We start from the raw sequence: 16,378 nt of genomic DNA, 5'->3' as shown, positions 1-16,378 counted from the left end.
AAAAATCGCCAATACTCACCAAATATCACGATCGAATGCCCCATAGCTGTTAGATATCCCATCCGGCGCCCTTTATATCACAGCGGCAACGTAAAACAAAATCGACAATGTTTCCCTGGAATATAAAAAAAGCCAGGCTTTCGCCTGGCTCGGGTTACCGCGGTTATTTCCTGCCGGCAGGACCCCGCCGGGGCGGGGTCTTGCCGGACCGCCTGCCGTTAATTAGGCAACGGTGAAGGCGGCGGCGGTGATGGTGCTCACGCCGGTCAGGTGGATATAGAAGTCGGCAACGCCGTCGCCGGTGTTGTCGACATACAGGTTGTGATTGGTCGCATCCAGCGCGGCGACCACGGTGTTGGCGGTACCAGCGTGGTTGGCCAGGTAGGTCGAGGCGTCGGCGGCCGAAGTCAGCACGTCGACGATCACGCCACCGGCACCCGAACCGAATTTAGCGAACTGCAGGATGTCGCCAGTCCACTTGGTCGTATCCACCGCAGCGCCGATGCCGGCGGCGCCGCTGGTGCCGGTGCCGTAGGTGTTGGCGGTGAAGTCGGTGATGGTGTCGAACTTGCCGGTACCGATTTGCGAATCGCCAGCGACGAACACGAAGCTGTCGTTGCCCGCGCCGCCGGTCAGGGTGTCGCCGTTGGCGCCGCCGGTGATGGTGTCGGCCTTGGCGCCGCCGACGATGGTGTCGACGGTCGCGCCACCGGTCAGGATGTTGGCGGCGGTCGCCGAGCCCTTGATCGACAGCGCAACCGAACCACTGGCAGCCAAGGTAGCGTCGATGGTCACGCCGGCGGTGTTGGCCGAGGCGTCGATCGATGCCAGTTTGGTTTCGGTGCCGGCGGTGGCGTACACCAGTGCGCGGTCGCCGGTGATGTTCAGGTTAACCAGTTGAACATCGGTCAGCGTCAGCGTGTTGGTGACGACGTCGGCCTTGTAGCCGGCGACCGCATCGGCGGTCTGCTGGTTATTGGCCGAGCTGACCACGTTCACGGTTTCGATGTTGGAGGCGGTGATGCCAACGGCCACGGCCACCGGATCGGCGGTGGTGTCGTTGTTGTCCGTGTAGTTGTGGGCCAGGGTCACGTTGACGACGTCGGCCGCGGTGTCGGTCTTCAAGGCCAGCGCCAGGGTACCGCTGTTGGTGGCCAGGTCGCCGGTCACGGTGACGTTGGCGTTGGCGCCCAGGCCGGTAGCGGTGGCCGTGCCAGCGGCAGCCACGCCATCGCCGGCGACGAAGTTGGTGATGCCAACGATAGCGGACACATCGAACGAGGCGCCGTTGGTCAGCACATCGGTCACTTTCAGGGTCTCGAAGTTGGTGAACTTGGCGCCGCCGGCGGCCACGGTGGCCACATCGGCGGTCAAGACCGCCAGCGTATCGACGCCGTCGCCGGCGTTGACCGAGCCGCCGGTGCCCACGGCCACCGAAGCGGTCACGGTGTCGTCGCCGGCGCCGGTGGTGATGGCCTTGGTGGTCGCGCCAATGGTGATGGCGTCCTTGGCCGCGCCGCCGGTGAAGGTGACGCCGACCGCCAGAGCCGGGGTGATGGTCACGCTGCCGGTGGCGGCGGTCGTGTCGATCGAGGTCAGCGCGGTCGGCGTGGTCAGGGCGCTGATGGTGGTGGCGCCGGCGCCGGTCACGGCGATGCTGGTCGCCTTGGCGACGGTCAGGTCGGTCAGGGTCAGGTTGACGCTGGCGTTGATGGCGACGGTGGTCGCCTCGGCGGCAACCACGGTGATGCCCGAGCTCTTGGTGCCGACCGCGTTCAGGGTCAGCGAGGTCGCGCCGGCGTCGGTGATGGTGCCGCCGGTGACTTTGTTCAGGGTGACGGTCTCGGCGTGGGCGACGCTGTTGGCGATGGTGGTCGATTTGCTGGTGTTGGCCAGCGACACGGTGGTGATGCCGTCACCGGTCAGCGTGGCGGCGCCGGCGTTGCCATCGAGCGAGACCGATTTGAGCACGGTGCCCGAGGTCGACGCGTCGGTGATGGTGATGACTTTGCCGCCTTTGACCATGGCGCTCGCCAGGGCGGCATTGGTGGTCGCGGTCACGTCGCCAGCCACGTTGGCGGTCACGTTGATCGACGAACCGCCCGCAACGATGACGCCACCGGCGCCGGTGTTGGTCACGGTGACAGCGGTGGTGTCGGCTGCGGTAACGGTCTGGTCAGCAGCGCCCTTCACCGTGAAGCTGGCCGAGGTCAGGCTGGTCCATGCCGAGACGTCGGCGGCGTCGGACTTCAGGCCGGCCGACGAGGTGATGTTCAGCTTCTGGATGTTGGTCACGGTGGCAACCGACAGATCGACCGTGGCGCCGGCGACGTCAACAATGTTCAGCGTGTTGACGCCGGTGCCGCCGTTGATGTTGTCCAGTGCGGTGAAGGTCTTGTCGGTGGCGTTGATCACGTCGTTGGCGGCGGTGCCGACGAAGGTGTCAGCGGCGTCGGTCAGCGTGGCGACCACCGACGGTGGCGCGGTCAGCGTGCTGATCGTGTCGTTGATGTGGCTCATGTAGTCGGCCACCACGGTGGTGTCGGTCACGCCCAGCAGCAGGCCGCGCGCCAGGGCGGCGGCGGCGTCGCCCGAATAGGCGTTAATCTTGGGGATGGAATCGAGCGAATCGGTGAACTGGGTGGAGACCGCCAGCGTGTTCTTCACGGTGGCGGCGTCGCGCAGCCCCTGCTCGCTGGTGTTGGCCAGCGCGCCGTTGGTGATGGCCATGGCGGCGTTGGCCTTGGTCAGGGCGCCGGACATGATGGCGTTGATCCAGAAGGTGCCGCCGCCGACGTCGGCGTCGCGGTGCAGGACGTTGTTATAGATGGCGTTGACGAACTTGGAGATATCCAGGATCGAGGTGCCCGAACCGTACAGGGCGATCGATTCCGGCGAGGAGCTGAAGCTGTTGACCAGTTGCGCCAAAGCACCGGTAGGCTGCGACTGCACCAGCGTGTCCAGCGCGGCGACGGTGGTCGGCGCGCCCAGCGAGTCCAGTTGGGCCGAGAACGCTTGCAGGCCATAGGTGTCCGCCGGACGACCGAAGTACGAAATGTAGAGTTGTTGTACCAATGCAGTGTAATCAGTAGCCGCCATGATGATTTTTCCTTAAAAAGTTTTTGGGTAGAACCATGAATCCGCAGCTCAGAGCCGACAGCACTTGATGACACCGGGCCCTTCTAGCGCAGGTGGGAGTATCTTGACATACATCACAATGGGGATTGTGACGGGCATCACAATTCAAAAGGTTTTTCAAAAGAATTTACAACTAGTTGTTAGTTAGCGACTGAATACTTGCGACAAATCATCACTTGCCGCCGGAGATAGCCAGCGCCGCCCCGTCGCCATTGCGCGCGGCGCGCCCGCCGCCCGCGCCCTAAACAAAAATGGGCAACATTACCGAGGTAACGTTGCCCATCTTTTTGCCTAACTATCACTAACTATCGCTACGGGCCGGCGCCCGCGCCCATCAGCGGCGCCAGGTGGTGGCGCCGTTGATCGTCACGCTGGTGCCTTTATATTGGAACAGATAGGCGGCCTCCTCGACATTGGCCCCGCCGAGATACCCCTTGATGCGCGTATCGGTCAACAGCGTGGTATTGACCAGCTCGCCCAGCTTGGTGACGTTGCCGCTGACATTGAACGGCACGCTGACGCCGTCGCCGACCACGGTCAATCCGGTCTGGAACGTGCGGGCGCCGAAATCGACGGTCAGCTTGGCGTCCTGCACCGCCGCCGGCACCAGCGAACGGCCGCTGCGCTGCAGCGTGGCGTCGCTGCCGGTGAGCACGAACGCGGCGGTGCCCTCGCGCGGCGCCACGTAGGCGGTCGAGCTCAGGCGCGCGATCTGGTAGCCGCCCAGCAAGGTGGGGTTGTCATACTTGCCCGTGGCCAGCTCGTCGCGCACCTTGGTATCGACGCCGGCGCCGGCGATGGCGGCGTAACGGCCCCAGATCACCTCCTTCGGCCCGGGCGTGACCACCGGCGGCAACGGCGCCGGCCCGGCCGGCACCACTGGATCGACCAGCGGCGGCACCACCACCACCTCCGGCGGCGGTTTCATATCCGGCGGCGGCGGCGTGAGCGACTGGTTGACCTGTTTGTTACCAGTGAGAACGTTGACCGATTTCTGGGCGTCCAGGTTGACCTCGGTGCCGGCATTGCCCGAAGGACCGATCTTGCCGATGGGCTCATCCGGGCGGGCCGGCGCCCCGTGCTCCGACGGCGACAGCGTCTGGCCGCGCATCAGTTGCGGATTGGTCTGGCCGCGCTCGACCTGCAGCATCATGCCGGCCTGGCCGGCGAACAGCTCGCGGCTGCCGCCGCCCTCGCACGGGCCGCCGCCCTCGGGACCGCAGCCGCCGGCGAAACCGCTGACCACCACGCCGCCGGAGACGACCGTCACGCGCGAGGTCTTGTCGTCGGTGTAGACGACGAAATCGGTGCCGCGCACGCCGATCGCCGCCACCGGGGTGTTGAAGCGGAAGTTCTGGCGCGCCCGCTTGACGCCGGTGCCGGAAATGCTGCGCGCCACGCCGTTGAGCAACTCCAGCTTGACCCGCGTGTTGGCCGGGTTCTTGTCATCGATGTGGTAGGTGACGATGCGCGCCTTGCTGCTCGGACGCAACACCAAGAAACCCTGGTCGACGGTCTTGACATAGATATAGCCGTCGGCGCCGGTGCTCAGTTCGTCGCCCTCGCGCACCGTCCCGTCCAGCGCGGCCGCGTGGTCGGCGACGCGGACCTGGCCGGTGACGAACACGATTTTGCCGGCCTCGGCGGCGCAGGCGGCCGACAGCGCGCCGGCCAGCAGCCCGGCGGCGATCAGCATGTTGCTTAGTTGTTTGCGCATGTGGATATTCCCCTTCAGTATCGCATTTTCCGCCATCCTGCGTTAAAGTATGTGATACCGGTCACATTCTTTCATTTGGATACAATTTGCCGGCGCCGCCATCCACAGTTTCAGCCGTTGCGCGTAATAAAGATGTAAAAAAAGTAATTTAACCTGTCCACTGCGGCAACTAAACGCTATACTTGACGACGATTTTACCTGAGAGCAATAGCCTCCCACGCTTGGGCTCTTTTCCAGAACACGACCAGCCTTATTTTGCCCACCCCGCCCTTACACAACGCCCTGGCGCGCAGCGGCCTGGCCCTCGCCGCCGTGCTGATCACCGTCTGGTTCCAATGGGACCAGACCGGCGTGGCCGGGCGCGGCAATGACTGGCTGCGCGACCGCTACCTGCAGCTGCAGGCCGAGCGGCGCCCGGAGTCGCGCATCCTGCTGGTCGACATCGACGAGGGCAGCCTGGCGCGCTACCCGTGGCCGTGGCCGCGCAGCCGCATGGCCGACCTGATCGAGGCGCTGGTGGCCGACGGCGCGCGCGGCATCGGACTCGACATCCTGCAGGAAAAACCGGCCGACGCCGCCGGCGACGCCCGCATGGCCATGCTGGCGCGCCACGCGCCGCTGGTCATGGCCCAGCTGTTCGACTTCGGGCTGCGCGAGGAGCCGCTGCGCATCGGCGCGCTGGCCGGCGGCGCCCCCGCCAGCCACGCCGGCGCGGTGCCGGCGCACGGCTATATCGCCAACCACGCCGGCCTGGCCGGGGCCGCCCACTTCGGCAACATCGGCGTGGCGCCCGACGCCGACGGCGTGCTGCGCCAGGTGCCGATGTACACCCGCTTCGGCGGGCGCGACTATCCGACCCTGGCGCGCGCGCTGTTCGACTGCTGCGCCGGCGGGCGCGCGCTGGCGCCCACCGGCGCCGGCCTGACGCGGGTGCCGTACGCGCGCGACTGGGGCGCCTACACCTGGGCGCGGGCGGCCGACCTGCTCGACGGCCGGGTGCCGCCGGAACTGATCGCCGGCCGCCTGGTGCTGGTGGGCTCGTCGGCGCTGAGCATCGGCGACCGCGTCCCCACCCCGCTCGAGCCGCTCACGGCCGGCCTGCTGGTGCACGCATCGATGCTCACCGGCCTGCTCGACCGCCAGGCCGGGCTGGCGCCGGCGCCGTGGCCGGGCCGGCTGGCGGCGGTGCTGTACTGCGCCGCCGTGGCGCTGCTGGCCACCTACACGCTGCCGCGCAAGACGGCCGCCGTCAACGTCGCCCTGCTGACGGCCGGGGCGGCGCTGTGGCTGGCGCTGGCGTACGCGATCGTGCCCCACGACGAGCGCTTCGGCCCGGCCGGGCCGCTGCTGTCGGCGCTGTTCCTGCTGACCGTGGCGGTGCCGTTCCAGTGGCAGCTGGCGCAGCAGCGCTCGCGCCGCCTGCTCGACACGCTGCGCCAGTACGTGGCCGGCGACGTCGTCGACGAACTGTTGCGCAGCAACCTCGAGGACCCGCTGGCGCCGCGCCAGCTGCAGGTGACCACCTTGATCGCCGACATGGAGGGCTACACCAGCCACGTCGAGGCGCTGCCGGTGGAGCAGGCCGCGCGCCTGACCACCGAGTTCCTCGACTGCCTGACGCGCCCGGTGCTGGCGCTGCGCGGCACGCTCGACAAATACACCGGCGACGGCATGGTGGCGTTCTGGGGCGCGCCGCTGCCCAACACCGACCACGCCAACCTGGCGCTGGACGCGGCGCGCGCCATGCTGGCGGCGGTGGCGCGCTTCAACCGGCGCCGCGCCGACGCCGGCCTGGCGCCGGTGCGGGTGCGCATCGGCGTCGAAAGCGGATTGGCCATGGCCGGCGACTTCGGCACGGCCGCGCGCAGCATCTACACGGCCGTCGGCGACAGCGTCAACACCGCCGCCCGCCTCGAGCAGGCCGCCCGCGACTTCCCCTACGACATCATCATCGGCGAGGGCACGGTGGCGCGCGCCGACCGCCACGCGTTCCTGCCGCTGGGCCAGCGCACCTTGCGCGGCAAGGAGCGGCCGGTCAACCTGTACACGCTCAAGGACTTGCCATGCGCCGACTGACGGCCCTGCTGCTGACGCTGTGCCTGGCCGGCGCCGGTGCCCACGCGCGCGGCGGCGAGCGCGCGCCGGCCGCCGACGCCGCCGTGGTGGCGGCCATCGTCGCCAGCGAGGCGGCCGCCGACGACGCCGCGCCGCGCGCGCCCGACGAGGACCTGTACCGCGAGGCGATGCGCGCGCTCACCAGCGACCAGCCGGAGCGGGCCGCCGCCCTGCTGCTGCGCTTTCTCGAGCACGAGCCGCGCCACGCCGGCGCCTGGCTCGACCTGGCGCTGAGCCAGTGCGCGCTGGGCCACGCCGACGAGGCCGAGCGCCTGTTCCGCGAGGTCGAGACGCGCTTCGATCCACCGCCCGGCATCCGCGAGCTGATCGCCCAGCACCGCGCGCGCGGCTGCGACACCAAGCCGTCGTGGAAGGCGCTGTGGGTGGCCACGCTCGGCCGCGGCCACGACGACAACGTCAACCAGGGCGCCAGCAACGCGCTGTTCAGCACCGGCAGCGGCAGCAACCTGACCCAGTGGGAACTGGACCCGGACTTCCTGCCCAAGGGCGACAGCCAGACCTCGGCCGGCCTCGACTACATGCAGCAGCTCGACGAGAACGGCGCGCTGCTGCTGGCGCAGGTGCGCATGCGCCACAACGACCATGTCCACGAGCAGGACTACGCCTCGCTGCTGGTCGGCTACGAGCGGCCGTGGCAATGGGGCGCTTGGCGCGGCTTCGGCACCGTGGCGCTGAGCGCGCTGCGCCTGGAGAACCAGCTGTACCAGCGCCAGGGGCAGCTGCAGCTGCGCGCCACGCCGCCGGTCGAGCTGGGCGAGAAGCTGCAATGGTCGCTGCTGGGCAGCCTGAGCCACGTGCGCTATCCGACCCGCACCAACTACGATTCGAACACCGTGGAACTGGGCTCGAGCCTGTCGTGGCGCGGCCGGCGCCAGGTGACGTTCTCGCTCAGCGGGCTGGCCGACCGCGGCGAGAACGGCCGCCTGGGCGGCAACCGCCACGGCTGGTACGGCGCGCTGCAACTGAACGAGCCGCTGACGGACCGGCTGCGCGCCGACCTCGGCCTGACGCGCCAGGTGTGGCGCAGCAGCGACGTCTACGCGCCGGACCAGATCGACATCGCGCGCCACCAGGACACGGTGCAGCTGCGCGCGGCGCTGCAGTGGGCGCTGACGGCCAACCAGAGCGTGCAGCTCGAGTGGCGCGGCGTGCGCAACAAGGAAAACATTTCGCTGTTTCAATATAATAGCCGCCTCATCCAGCTAAATTGGCGCTGGGACAACTTTTAACCTCCGGCCACGGACGACACCGACATGGCGCTACACCCCCTTTATCACCGGACGGCACGGCCATGAGCAAGGCCGACCTGCCCCAGCGGGCCAAGGTCTCGGGCGCGGTGGCGCTCGAGGCGCTGCAGGCCGGGCTGCAGGTGGACGTGCACATCCACCTGCGCAAGATCCCGCTGCTGGCCGAGCTCACCGACGACGAGATCGCCCGGGTGCGGGCCGACCTGCGCGTGCGCCAGTACGCCAAGCGCGAGGTGGTGCTGCAAAAGGGCGCCAGCGGCGACAGCCTGCTGTTCCTGCTGCAGGGCCAGCTGCAGGTGGTCGACATCACCGAGGACGGGCGCGCGATCGGCCTGCGCATGCTGGCGCCGGGCGACTTCTTCGGCGAGATCGCCGTCATCAACGGTTCCATGCGCTCGGCCTCGGTGGTCGCGCTCAGCCCGGTGCTGGTGGCGCTGCTGCCGCGCGCCACGGCGCTGCACCTGTTCTCGCACTCGCCGTCGGTGGCCAACCAGATGCTGCGCTTCCTGGCCAACAAGGTGCAGCGCGATTCGGAGTTCCGCGCGCTGCTGAGCATCGGCAACACCGGCAAGCGCATCTACACCTTCCTCGACCTGCTCAAGGAAAAAAAGGGCGACCTGCTGGTGGTGGAGAACCTGCCGACCCACCAGGACATCGCCAACATGATCAACACCAGCCGCGAGACGGTCACGCGCACCTTGCTCGGGCTGGTGCAGCAGGGCGTCATCGAAAAGGGCACGCACCGGCTGGTGATCGTCGACCCCGAGGCGCTGCAAAAACTGATCCAGAGCTAGGCCGGCGCCGGCCGCGGCGGGGCCGCGCGGCAGCCGCCGGGGGGCCGCCGGCGCCGGGGCGGCATGCTATAATCCGCCGCTTTGCCACCCGGCCCGCGCGCCACCGCGACATGACCACGACCACCCGCCCGCCCCTCCGCCGCGCCCCGCGCCGGCCCACCCGCCCGACCGGAGCGGCGCGGTGATCTCGCGCGCGATGTTCAGCGGCCTGTGGCGCTACCGCGGTTTCGTGCTGGGCAGCGTCAAGCGCGAATTCCAGGCGCGCTACCGCAACTCGCTGCTCGGCGCGGCCTGGACGGTGCTCAATCCGCTGGCCATGATCGTGGTCTACACGGTGATCTTCTCGCAGGTCATGGGCAGCCGCCTGCAGGGCAGCAGCGGCACCTTCGCCTACAGCATCTACCTGTGCGCCGGCGCGCTGACCTGGGGCCTGTTCGCCGAGATCACCGGGCGCAGCCAGTCGGTGTTCATCGACCACGCCAACCTGATCAAGAAGATGCAGTTCCCGCGCGTGTGCCTGCCCATCATCGTGGTGCTCAACGCGCTGGTCAACTTCGCCATCATCTTCGGCCTGTTCACCGCCTTCATGGCGCTGTCGGGCACCTTCCCCGGCTGGGTCTACCTGGCGGTGTTCCCGGTGCTGGCGCTGCAGGTCGCCTTCGCCATCGGGCTGGGCATGGTGCTCGGCGTGCTCAACGTCTTCTTCCGCGACGTCGGCCAGTTCTTCGGCATCGTGCTGCAGTTCTGGTTCTGGTTCACGCCGATCGTCTACCCGGCCAGCGCGCTGCCGGCGCCGGTGCGCGCGGCGCTGGTCTACAACCCGATGGCGGCGGTGATCGGCGCCTACCAGCAGGTGCTGGTCAACGGCCAGTGGCCGGCCTGGGGCTCGCTGCTGCCGGCCGCGGTGCTGGCGCTGGCGCTGTGCGCGCTGGGCCTGCGCCTGTTCCGCAAGCGCGCCGGCGAGATGGTCGATGAACTGTAAGCACACCACGCACTTCACCACGGGCACAGCATGGGCAGCATAAGCGTCAAACAACTGGGCAAGGCCTACAAACAATACACGAACCGCTGGGGCCGCCTGGCCGAGTGGGTGCTGCCCGCGCTCGGGCCGCGCCACCGCCTCAAGTGGGTGATCGAGGACATCAACTTCCAGCTGGCGCCGGGCGAGGCGGTCGGCATCATCGGCGTCAACGGCGCCGGCAAGAGCACCCTGCTCAAGCTCATCACCGGCACCGCCCAGCCCACCACGGGCAGCGTCCACATCACCGGGCGCGTGGCCGCGCTGCTGGAGCTGGGCATGGGCTTCCACCCCGACTTCACCGGGCGCCAGAACGCCTACATGGCCGGCCAGCTGCTGGGCCTGTCGGTCGAGGAGATCGGCGCGTACATGCCCGAGATCGAGGCCTTCGCCGACATCGGCGACTACATCGACCAGCCGGTGCGGGTGTACTCGTCGGGCATGCAGATGCGCCTGGCCTTCAGCGTGGCCACGGTGCGCCGCCCGGACGTGCTGATCGTCGACGAGGCGCTGTCGGTGGGCGACGCCTATTTCCAGCACAAGAGCTTCGAGCGCATCCGCGCCTTCCGCAAGCAGGGCACCACCCTGCTCATCGTCAGCCACGACCGCGCCGCGATCCAGTCGATCTGCGACCGCGCGCTGCTGCTCGACCGCGGCCGCCTGGCCTACCAGGGCGCGCCGGAGGCGGTGATGGACTACTACAACGCCCTCATCGCCGAGCGCGACGGCGCCAACGTCGAGCAGACCACGGCCGCCGACGGCCGCACCCAGACCAGCTCGGGCAACGGCCTGGCCACGGTGACGGCGATCGCCATCGAGAACGCCGACGGCGCCCCGCTCGAGGTGGTCAACGTCGGCGCGCCGGTGACCTTGCGGGTGACGGTGGCGGTGCACGCCGACCTGCCGCGGCTGGTGCTCGGCTACATGATCAAGGACCGCCTCGGCCAGCAGATCTACGGCACCAACACCCACCACATGGGCCGCCCGCTGGAGCAGTTGCGCGCCGGCGAGCGGGTCGAGTACCGCTTCCACTTCCCGCTCAACCTCGGCCCGGGCAGCTATTCGGTGACCACCGCGCTCACCAGCAGCGAGACGCACCTGGCCGACAACTACGAGTGGCGCGACCTGGCGCTGCTGTTTATCGTCATGAATATGAACCGCAATGAATTCGTCGGCACCAGCTGGATGGAGCCGGCGATCGAGATCGCCCGATGAGCGCCGGCTTCTACCGCGCCTTCGAGGACCGCTACCGCGGCTCGCGCGAGACCATCAAGCAGCGCCTGCGCGCCTATGAGCCGTTCATCGCGCCGCTGGCCGGCCTGCAGACGCGGCCGCGCGCGCTCGACGTCGGCTGCGGCCGCGGCGAGTGGCTCGAGCTGCTGGGCGAACAGGGCTTCGCCGCCCACGGCGTCGACCTCGACGACGGCATGCTGGCGGCCTGCCGCGAGCGCGGCCTCGACGTCGAGCTGGGCGACGCCATCGACTGCCTGCGGCGCCTGCCCGACGCCAGCCTGACGCTGGTGTCGGCCTTCCACCTGGTCGAGCACATCCCGTTCGAGCTGCTACAGACGCTGGTGGCCGAGGCGCGCCGGGTGCTGCTGCCGGGCGGCCTGCTGATCATGGAAACGCCCAACGCCGAGAACCTGGTGGTGGGCGCGACCAGCTTCTACCTCGACCCCACCCACCTGCGCCCGCTGCCGCCGCAGCTGCTCGCCTTCGTCACCGAATACGGCGGCTTCCCGCGCCACAAGGTGGTGCGGCTGCAGGAGGACGCGGCGCTGCGCGGCGACGCCCCGATCGGCCTGATCAACGTGCTCGACGGCGTCAGCCCCGACTACGCGGTGGTGGCGCAGAAGGACGCGCCGGCGCCCGTGCTGGCGCCGTTCGAGGCGGCCTTCGCGGCCGACTACGGCCTGGCGCTGGGGACCATGGCGCAGCGCTTCGAGCAGCGCCTGCTCGACCGCGACGCCGCGCTGCGCCACGCGCTGGCGCAACTGGAGACCCACACCATCGACAGCAAGGTGCGCGTGGCCGGCGCCGAATCGGCGCTGCACGAACTGGCGCAGGCGTTGCAAGGGCAGGCGCAGGGGCTGCAGGGGCTGGCGCAGACGGTGCAGGCGCAGGCGGCGCGGCTGGACGCGGCCGAGGCCTTCGCCCAGCAGGCCAGCGCCCAGCGCCACGCGGCCGAACAACACATCGCGGCGCTGCTGGCGAGCAGCTCGTGGCGCATGACGGCGCCGTGGCGCCTGGCCGGGCGCTGGGCCAAGGGCGCGCGCGCGGCCGTCAAGCCGGGCCTCAAGGGCGCGCTGCTGGCGCTGGCGCGCGCGGCGCTGCGCCGTCCGCGCGCCAAACGCGCCGCCGTCGCGCTGCTGGCGCGGGTGCCGTCGCTGCGCGCGCGCCTGCAAGCCATGCTGCACCACGCGGCGCAGTCGCAGACCTTGCCGCCGGAACCGCCGGCGCCGCTGGGCGACATGACGCCGCGCGCCGCGCGCGTCTACCACGATCTTCAAACCGCGCTCAAACGAAGGAAACATTGATGCGTATCGTCATCGATTTGCAGGGGGCGCAGTCCGAGAGCCGCTTCCGCGGCATCGGCCGCTATTCGCTGGCGCTGGCGCTGGGCGTGGCGCGCAACGCCGGCGGGCATGAAATCTGGCTGCTGCTCAACGGCGCGCTGGGCGACGCCATCGGCGAGCTGCGGCACGCCTTCGCCGGCCTGGTGCCGCCCGAGCGCATCTGCGTGTTCGACGTGCCGGCCGGGCTGGCCGAGCGCGACCCCGGCCACGGCGGGCGCGCCCGCGCGGCCGAGCTGGTGCGCGAATACGCGCTGGCCCGGCTGCAGCCGGACGCGGTGCTCGTCACCAGCCTGTTCGAGGGCTTCGTCGACGACGCCGTGGTCTCGGTGGGCCGCTTCGCCGGCGCCGAGCGCACCGCCGTCGTGCTGTACGACCTGATCCCGTTCCTCAATCCGGACGCCTACCTGGGCACGCCGGCGCAGCGCGACTATTACGCGCGCAAGATCGCCTCGCTGCGCAGCGCCGGCCTGCTGCTGGCCATTTCCGACTACTCGCGCCAGGAGGCGATCGAGGCGCTGGGGCTGGCGCCGGAGTCGGTGGCGGCCATCTCCACCGCCGTCGACGACAGCTTCCGGCCGGACGCGCCCGACGCGGCGCGCTGGGCGGCGCTGCGGGCGCGCCTCGGCGTCACCCGCGCGCCGGTGATGTACGCGCCGGGCGGCTTCGACGCGCGCAAGAACATCGACGGCCTGATCACCGCCTACGGGCTGCTGGCGCCGGCGCTGCGGGCCGGCCACCAGCTGCTCGTGGCCAGCAAGCTGGGCGCGGAGGACCGGGCGCGCCTGCTGGCGCACGCGGCGCGCGCCGGCCTGGCGGCGGACGAACTGATCCTGACGGGCTACGTCAGCGACGACGATTTGATCGAGCTCTACCGCAACGCCGCGCTGTTCGTGTTCCCGTCGCGCCACGAGGGCTTCGGCCTGCCGGCGCTCGAGGCGATGGCCTGCGGCGCGCTGGTGATCGGCGCCGACAACACCAGCATTCCCGAGGTGATCGGCTGCGCCGAGGCGCTGTTCGACGCCGCCTCGCCGGCCGCCATCGCCGCCAAGATCGCCGAGGTGCTGGGCGACGCCGCGCTGCGCGAGCGGCTGCGCGCGCACGGCCGCGCGCAGGCGGCGCGCTTCTCGTGGGACGCGACGGCGCAACGGGCGCTGCGCGCGCTCGAACGCTGGCAGGCGCCGGCCGGCGCCGGCAGTGACATCGCCCCGGGCAGCGCCACCAATCCCGACGCGGCCGCCGCGCCGGCGCGGCCGCGGCTGGCGTTCGTGTCGCCGCTGCCGCCGGAGCGCACCGGCATCGCCGACTACGCGGTGCAATTGCTGCCGGCGCTGGCGCGCCACTTCGACATCGAGCTGGTGCTGCGCCAGGAGCAGCTGGCCTTGCCGGCCGAACTGGCCGCGCTGCCGCGGCGCGACGTCGCCTGGTTCGACGCCCACGCCGGCGAGTTCGACCAGATCCTCTACCAGTTCGGCAACAGCCCGTTCCACAGCCACATGTTCGAGCTGCTGCGCCGCCATCCGGGCGTGGTGGTGCTGCACGACTTCTTCCTCAGCAGCGTGCTGGCCTACGACCAGATGACCGGCGCCGCGCCGGGCGCCTGGGCGCGCGCGCTGTTCGACAGCCACGGCTATCCGGCGCTGCTGGCCGGCCAGCGCGCCGACCACTTCGAGGCCGCGCGCGACCTGTATCCGTGCAACCTGGCGGTGCTGCAGGACGCCACCCGCGTGATCGTCCACTCCGAGCACGCGCGCACGCTGGCGCGCCACTGGTACGGCGAACAGGCGGCGGCCAACTGGGACGTGGTGCCGCTGCCGCGCGCGCGGCCGGCGCGCCACGACCGCGACGGCGCCCGGCGCGCGCTCGGCATCGCCGACGACGCCTTCCTGGTGTGCAGCTTCGGCTTCATCGCGCCGACCAAGCTGACCCTGGAGCTGGTGGCCGCGTGGCGCGCCTCGCGCCTGCATGCCGATCCGCGCTGCGTGCTGGTGCTGGTCGGCGCCAACCACGGCGGCGACTACGGCGTCGAGGTCGACGCCGCGATCGCCGCCGCCGGCGGCGAACGCATCCGCATCGCCGGCTGGACCGACGAGGCGGTCTACCACCAATACCTGCAGGCGGCCGACGCCGGCGTGCAGCTGCGCAGCGTGTCGCGCGGCGAGACCTCGGCGGCCGTGCTCGACTGCATGAACTACGGCCTGGCCACCATCGTCAACGCCAACGGCTCGATGGCGGCGCTGCCGGCCGACGCCGTGTGGCCGCTGCCGGACCGCTTCGCGCCGGCCCAGCTGACCGCCGCGCTCGAGGCGCTGCACGGCGAGCCGGCGCGGCGCGCCGCGCTGGGCGCGGCGGCGGCCACGCTGCTGCACACCGAACACAGTCCCGAGCACGGCGCGGCGCTGTACGCGGCGGCGCTGGCGCGCGCCGCGCGCGACGCCCGCCAGGACCGGCCGGCGCTGCTGCGCGCGCTCGCCGCGCGCGACGACCTGCCCGCCGACGACGCCAGCCTGCAACAGCTGGCCGCCTGCGTGGCGCGCGCGCCCGACCCGACCCAGCCGCGCCAGCTGCTGCTCGACGTCACCGCCATCGCCCGCCACGACCTCAAGACCGGCATCGAGCGCGTGGTGCGCAACCAGGCGCGCGAGCTGCTGCGCGCGGCGCTGCCGGGCTGGCGGGTCGAACCGGTCTACCTGAGCGACGAGGGCGGCCGCTGGCACTACCGCTACGCGCGCCGCTACACGGCATCGCTGCTGGGCATCGCCGGCGAGTTCGCCGATCCGGCCGCCGACAGCGCCGCCGGCGACGTCTTCTACAGCGCCGACTACGCGCCCGGCGCCGTCATGGCGGCGGCCGGCGCCGGCCTGTACGCGCACTGGCGCGCCCGCGGCGTGCAAGTCAATTTCCTGGTGCACGACCTGTTGCCGGTGCTGCGGCCGGAGTTCTTCCCGGACGGCGCCGCGCTCACGCACGGCGGCTTCCTCGACTGCGTGGCCGCCAGCGGCGACCGCCTGATCGCGATCTCGGGCGCCGTGCGCGACGAACTGCGCCAGTGGCTGGCGCGGCGCGACGGCGTGCCCACGCCGCGGCTGGCGGTGCTGCACCACGGCGCCGACATCGGCGCCGGCCAGCCGGCGGCGCCGGCGCCGGACGACCCGGCGCTGGCGCGCTTCGCCGAGCTGCCCAGTTTCCTGATGGTCGGCACCATCGAACCGCGCAAGGGCCATCTGCAGGCGCTCGACGCGTTCGAGAAGCTGTGGGCCGACGGCGTCGAGGCCAACCTGGTGATCGTCGGCGCCGAGGGCTGGAAGCCGCTGCCGGGACCGGCGCGGCGCACCATTCCGCAGATCGTGCGGCGGCTGCGCGAGCACCCCGAGCTGGGGCGGCGCCTGTTCTGGCTGCAGGACCTGGACGACCACGCGCTGCAGCAGCTGTACCGCGACTGCGCCTGCCTGCTGGTGCCGAGCGAGGGTGAGGGTTTCGGCCTGCCGCTGATCGAGGCGGCGCGCCAGGGCCTGCCGGTGCTGGCGCGCGACCTGCCGGTGTTCCGCGAGGTGGCCGGCGCCCACGCCTACTACTTCAGCGGCCTGGACGGGGTGGCGCTGGCCGCCGCCGTGCGCGCCTGGCTGGCGCTCGACGCCGACGGCGCGGCGCCACCGTCGGCCGGCATGCCGCGGCTGACCTGGGCCGACAACGCGGCCGAACTGCTGCAGGTGCTGCAGGGCCGGCGCGACTAGCGGCCGGCCCCGCGCCTTCTA

The 16,378-nt window shown here is 70.5% G+C and carries 9 protein-coding genes; 7 read left to right on the top strand and 2 right to left on the bottom strand.

Annotated elements, in window-relative coordinates; all coding sequences use genetic code 11:
* Positions 1 to 222: 222 nt before the first annotated feature.
* Both JOD97_RS24305 and JOD97_RS24300 read right to left on the bottom strand, forming a co-directional pair.
* The gene (locus JOD97_RS24305; protein ID WP_209724333.1) at positions 223 to 3,099 is read right to left on the bottom strand and encodes a DUF4214 domain-containing protein; all 2,877 of its coding nucleotides are present in this window, start codon (positions 3,097 to 3,099) and stop codon (positions 223 to 225) included.
* A gap of 373 nt (positions 3,100 to 3,472) precedes the next feature.
* The gene (locus JOD97_RS24300; RefSeq protein ID WP_209724332.1) at positions 3,473 to 4,855 is read right to left on the bottom strand and encodes a FecR domain-containing protein; all 1,383 of its coding nucleotides are present in this window, start codon (positions 4,853 to 4,855) and stop codon (positions 3,473 to 3,475) included.
* 255 nt (positions 4,856 to 5,110) lie between these two features.
* Between JOD97_RS24300 and JOD97_RS24295 the strand changes: the two genes are divergently transcribed.
* The 7 genes from JOD97_RS24295 (at position 5,111) to JOD97_RS24265 (ending at position 16,357) form a co-directional block, all read left to right on the top strand.
* The gene (locus tag JOD97_RS24295) at positions 5,111 to 6,931 is read left to right on the top strand and encodes a CHASE2 domain-containing protein (RefSeq protein ID WP_229264678.1); all 1,821 of its coding nucleotides are present in this window, start codon (positions 5,111 to 5,113) and stop codon (positions 6,929 to 6,931) included.
* Positions 6,919 to 8,220: a tetratricopeptide repeat protein gene (locus JOD97_RS24290; RefSeq protein ID WP_209724331.1), complete on the top strand. Its 1,302-nt coding sequence runs from the start codon at positions 6,919 to 6,921 to the stop codon at positions 8,218 to 8,220. Before JOD97_RS24295 ends, JOD97_RS24290 begins: the two co-directional genes overlap by 13 nt.
* Positions 8,221 to 8,282: 62 nt before the next feature.
* Complete coding sequence (locus JOD97_RS24285) at positions 8,283 to 9,032, top strand: Crp/Fnr family transcriptional regulator (RefSeq protein ID WP_209724329.1); 750 nt, start codon at positions 8,283 to 8,285, stop codon at positions 9,030 to 9,032.
* 181 nt (positions 9,033 to 9,213) lie between these two features.
* A complete protein-coding gene (locus tag JOD97_RS24280) occupies positions 9,214 to 10,014 on the top strand; it encodes an ABC transporter permease (protein ID WP_373999927.1) in 801 nt (266 codons plus the stop codon).
* 30 nt (positions 10,015 to 10,044) lie between these two features.
* Positions 10,045 to 11,265, top strand: coding sequence for an ABC transporter ATP-binding protein (locus JOD97_RS24275; protein ID WP_209724327.1), 1,221 nt, complete (start codon positions 10,045 to 10,047; stop codon positions 11,263 to 11,265).
* The gene (locus JOD97_RS24270; protein ID WP_209724325.1) at positions 11,262 to 12,587 is read left to right on the top strand and encodes a bifunctional 2-polyprenyl-6-hydroxyphenol methylase/3-demethylubiquinol 3-O-methyltransferase UbiG; all 1,326 of its coding nucleotides are present in this window, start codon (positions 11,262 to 11,264) and stop codon (positions 12,585 to 12,587) included. Before JOD97_RS24275 ends, JOD97_RS24270 begins: the two co-directional genes overlap by 4 nt.
* Positions 12,587 to 16,357 (top strand): glycosyltransferase, encoded by a 3,771-nt coding sequence (locus JOD97_RS24265; RefSeq protein WP_209724323.1) that lies wholly within the window; start codon positions 12,587 to 12,589, stop codon positions 16,355 to 16,357. Before JOD97_RS24270 ends, JOD97_RS24265 begins: the two co-directional genes overlap by 1 nt.
* Positions 16,358 to 16,378: the final 21 nt, after the last annotated feature.

It is taken from the genome of Duganella sp. 1411, from assembly GCF_017833525.1.
Taxonomy (GTDB): domain Bacteria; phylum Pseudomonadota; class Gammaproteobacteria; order Burkholderiales; family Burkholderiaceae_D; genus Rugamonas.
The sequence above is the reverse complement of the archived record's forward strand: the minus strand, read 5'-3'. Positions and strand labels throughout refer to the sequence as shown.